This window comes from Thermogutta sp. (genome assembly GCF_014359955.1).
GTDB lineage: Bacteria > Planctomycetota > Planctomycetia > Pirellulales > Thermoguttaceae > Thermogutta.
The window spans coordinates 1-4,862 of record NZ_JACIYL010000297.1 but is presented as its reverse complement, the minus strand read 5'-3'; the positions used below and the strand labels follow the sequence as shown (position 1 = coordinate 4,862).

General features: G+C 56.0%; 3 protein-coding genes. All 3 read left to right on the top strand.

The features are described from left to right. A partial coding sequence (locus H5U08_RS10195; protein ID WP_297032685.1) for a hypothetical protein occupies positions 1-798 on the top strand: 798 nt, incomplete at its 5' end. Positions 799-836: 38 nt separating this feature from the next. After that, positions 837-3,566, top strand: a complete 2,730-nt coding sequence (locus tag H5U08_RS10190) for a DUF4838 domain-containing protein (protein ID WP_297032683.1) — start codon at positions 837-839, stop codon at positions 3,564-3,566. Positions 3,567-3,593: 27 nt separating this feature from the next. Continuing rightward, a partial coding sequence (locus H5U08_RS10185) for a right-handed parallel beta-helix repeat-containing protein (protein WP_297032681.1) occupies positions 3,594-4,862 on the top strand: 1,269 nt, incomplete at its 3' end.

Sequence of the window (4,862 nt, the reverse complement as noted above, 5' to 3'; positions counted from 1 at the left end):
TTGCCAGCGGCTGTCGTCAAAGCGATTCAGGAGTTTCAAGCTCGGGGAGGATTGGTGGTGGGGGACGAATTTCTCTGCCCGGCGATTCGACCCGATATCCGCGTCGCGTCCTACCGACGGACTGGCAAGGCCCAGGAAGACAAGGCGGCGCTGCAACAGTTGGCTGAGAAACTCCGGCAGGAGCTGGCCACCCGGTATCCGCGCCAGTTCGATTCGTCTGACCCGGACCTGATTGTTCGAACGCGCCGGTACGGTTCCACCCTGTATGTGTTCACCATCAACGATCGCCGAACATTTGGGGACTACGTAGGACATCATGGTCTGGTGATGGAAAAAGGTCTTCCGCTTGAGGGAAGCGTCTCGGTGGTCACGCAAGGGAAAAACGTCTACGACCTTGTCGGGCATCATCAGGTCGAATCCCAACGAACGGGTGATGTTCTGAGGTGGTCCGTTGAGCTCGGTCCCGGCGATGGCCGGGTGTTCATGGTCACGGAACAGGCCATAGAGACGGTCGAGGTTTTGGTCCCGCAAAAAGTCGAGAGGGGGCAACAGGCATCTCTGACAATTCGCGTTCTGGACAAGAACGGTTCGCCTGTTTCGGCTGTGATACCGGTAGAGCTTGAAATAACTGATTCCCAGGGACAAACGGCTGAACCCACCGGCTTCTATGCGGCTCGGAATGGCGTTCTCCACATATCTATGGATTTTGCTCCCAATGACGCGCCGGGTGAGTGGCAGATCCGAATCCGAGAGTTGGCCGCAGGGCACGAGGTCTCTGCGAAAATAACATTACAGTGAAATACTGACTAAGCAGTGCCGAATAAGGAACCAGAATTATGGGATTGCGATCTGGATATGTCATTCCATCGATCCTTGGGCTGTTGCCAGTAATTTACAGCCCACCGGTAATATCAGGAGAAACATTTGAACCCGTCACTCTGGTCCGCAATGGCTCTGCGGCCGCTTGCGTGGTGGTTACCGCAGAGCGAGAAAAACATCTCAAGCCGGTAGTTGACGACCTTCGGGATGCCATAGCAGCGGCGACAGGAGTGTCTTTGGACTGCCTGTCCTGGATGCCTGACCACCCGCTTCCTTCACCGGCTGTCGTTTTGGGAACGGCGACAGATTTCCCCGAGGAGGCGAAGGCCCTTGGCCTCGATGCGCTGGGGCCTGAGGGGGTAGCCGTATGGACCGGCAAGGGACGCCTCTGGCTCTTGGGCAATAGCCCGGGGGCGGTCTCCCACGCTGTCTATATTTTTTTGGAGGAACTTGGCTTTCGATGGTATTTTCCTGATCCGGTGTGGACGGTCACGCCGCACCTTTCCGATGTGACGGTGCAGATTCGCAAAGTCGAACAACCGGCCTTCGCCTGGCGACGAATCTGGTATGGATGGGGCCCTCGCACTCCTCAATTACAAAAAGATTATGACGCCTGGATGCGGCACAACCGTCAGGGTGGTGCGTTCCATGTCGATTGCGGGCACGCCTGGGAGCGGTACATTCCGAGCAAAATGTTCGACGCCCATCCAGAATGGTTTGCCCTGGTGAAGGGCAAGCGGCAACCGCCTCAACTTTGTGTGAGTAACACTGAAGTACAGAAGCGGTTTACAGAGGCCGTTCTCGAATATCTCCGTCGCCACCCGGAACAACCAATGGTTTCCGTCGAGCCGAATGATGGTGGCGGCTATTGCGAATGCCCTCACTGTCGGGCAATCGGGAATGGTTCGGTAAGCGATCAAGTATTCTTCTTAGCTAATTTGGCCGCCCGAGCCGTCCAAAAGGAGTTTCCTGGCAAATATGTCGGCCTCTATGCCTACGCTCACCATGCGGATCCGCCAAGTTTTGCACTTGAACCCAACGTCTATGTTCAAATCACAACGGGCTTTCGTTACACGAAATTGTCCTGGGAAGATCAAATCCGTGCCTTTCGCCAGCGCGGTGCCCAGGTCGGTGTGTATGACTATTTCAGCGTCTATCCCTGGGATTGGGACCTTCCCGGCGCGGCAAAAGCTGGGAGATTCTTTGAACTGGCACAGGCCATCCGGGAGTATCACAGACTGGGGCTGTCGACCTACGACGCAGAATCGTCGTGTAACTGGGGACCCAACGGACCCGGTTACTGGATGGCGGCCCATCTGATGTGGAACCCTCGCTTGGATGCACAATCCCTTTTTGAAGATTTCTGCACAAAGGCCTTCTGTGAAGCAGCAGATCCTATGCGGCGGCTCTATACGCGCTGGAGCCGCGGTGAGCGGTTTTCGCCACGATCGTTGAAGCTGGCGATTGAGGATCTCGACGCCGCCTACCGAGCGACATCCTCCCCGGAAGTTCTGGCACGGTTGGATCGCGTGGCCATGTACCTGCACTGGCTGCGGTTGTGGTTGGAATATGATCAGTCCAGCCGCCACAACCAGTGGAACCGCCTTGTGGTCGCGCCACCCGAAGAAATCATCGAACGGGCAAAGGAATGTGTCGTGTTTTCTCACCGGATCATGGATACCGGATTGATCCACACTTTTCCCATGTTGTTTTCCTCGTGGTTTGAACAGCGATTTCGCGCACTCAAATTGATTGATGGTTTCAATCTCCCGGAGGCGCACAAGGCGTGGACCGGGGAGAAGGGGGATATTCCAACCCACGAGGAGGTTGCCCAATTCCGCCAGGAAGATTTTAAACGATTGGCATCCCTTCAGGCTGTGGAAATCGAGGGGCGGACCTGGCATGGCCCGCTGTGTCCAGCGATGGACCTGGTGCCCGACGCGGTGGCATCCTGGCGGCAGACGAAGTCGGCTCTGCCCGCGATCGAAAGCGGGGAGATTCTCTTTCTGGGGCGAAAAGGGGAAGAATTGACCATTTCCTGGGAACCGTTCGATAAAGGGCATACGGTCTCGTGCGATTGGGTGCTGCGAAAGGAGGAAGCGACCGTGGCCTCGGGACATGTAGAAGCCCCCAAAGGCACACCAGCTCAAGCGACGGTGAAACTCCCAGATGACGCCGTGTACGTTTTGAATCCGGGGACCGGCTTCTGGCACGCCGCGCGAGTGGATATCGGCGATCGACCGTTCGTTTTTCGGGCAGCGCGGGCAGATACACCTGGCGTCCCCAGGGGTGTACCCCTTCGTTTCTGGTTACCGGCGATGAATCAACCGCTTTATTTTTACATCCCTAAAGGTACCCGCCATTTCGTGGTGGGGATTGTATCGGGAGGCGACCCGTGGACCCAGCTCCGAATTCAGACAGCCGATGGACGGGTTGTTGTTGACGATCGGGTACTTGCCGGCAGCGAGATTTCCGTCATCGTCGAAGAAGACCAACAAATATACGGGGCGGATTCCGCCATGGCCAATCACAGTATCCTGCCGTCTTCCGAACAGAGCGTCGAAGTTCCCAAAGGAGCCGACGGCCAAATCTGGAGTCTCCAACTTTCCGGACTGCGATGTGTGGTGGAACTGTACGATGTGCCACCCTATTTGGCGTGCCATCCAAGAACGTTGCTCATTCCAAAGGATGCGGTCTCCTGTTTACAGTCAGACGGCGCTCGCAAGGTCGATCAATCGGCACAGTAACCCGCGAAATGAGACGGGGGGCTAACCATGAGCACTCATACCAGCCGCCGTGTAGCCTTGATGGCCTCAATTGTCCTGCTTTCCGCGATTGTGGCAGAAAGTGGCGCGGAAGAACATCCTGGGGCGCTCGCAGTTCCCGACGATCGGGCGATTCGCGAAGTGGAGGCTGGTCAGCGGGAGGTGGCAAACGCCGCGTGGTGGGGTTTCCATGCGGAGGACTCCACGAAGGCCCTTCAAGCGGCGCTGCGCTCTCGTGCGAAGAAGGTGATTGTCCCCAAAATGCCGCAGCCGTGGGTTGTGGACAGAATCGAACTCGTCGGCAACAAGGAAATTGTCTTTGAAAGAGGGGTAGAAATCGTGGCCAAACGCGGCGCCTTTTTAGGCAAAGGGGACTGCCTCTTCACAGCCTGGAATCAGGAAAACCTGACAATCATTGGTAACGGTGCCGTGTTTCGCATGTGGCGGGAAGATTACACTCACCCCCCGTATGAGAAGGCAGAGTGGCGCCATTGTCTGAGCTTGCGAGGGTGCCGCAATGTGATCGTTCAGGGGTTGGTACTTCGCGACAGTGGCGGCGACGGAATATACCTGGGTGCCGGTCGGAACGGCGAACCGAACAGGCACATCATCATTCGCGACGTGATTTGTGACAGCAATTACCGCCAGGGAATCAGTGTCATAACTGCCGAAGACTTGCTCATCGAGAATGTAACGTTGCGCAACACCGCAGGGACGCCACCGCAGGCGGGGATCGATTTCGAACCCAACCGACCGTCGGAGCTTCTCGTCAACTGCGTGATGCGGAACTGTCTCATCGAGAACAACCGGGGTTACGCCATCCATGTTTACGCCGGAGCTTTAAATTCGGGATCACAACCGATTTCAATTCGATTAGAAAACTGCCATACTCGCGGTAACATCGCCGGTTCTCTGAGTATCGTCACAAGGAATGCCGATGCAGAGGCTGTTCGGGGTGTGGTTGAGGTCATCAATGGCCATTTCGAGGACTCAGGAAGTGCGGGAATTATTGTGAGGTCCAAACCCGCCCAGGGTCTTCGAATTCGTCTTGAAAATTGCAAAATTGTTGAAAAAGGGCAGCATCCCGTTTCGCCAGCTCCAATCCTTATCGTGTCTCGTCCAGGTGATGAGAGTGATATTGGTGGAATTACGTTGGAAAACGTGGTTATTGACGATAGAAATCACCGGCCGTTTTTGTCGTTCCAGAATGCTGGCGGTGTCTGCTTGAAGGGCGTCGAAGGCACGGTCGTACTCTCGCGCAACACAGGCCAGGAAACC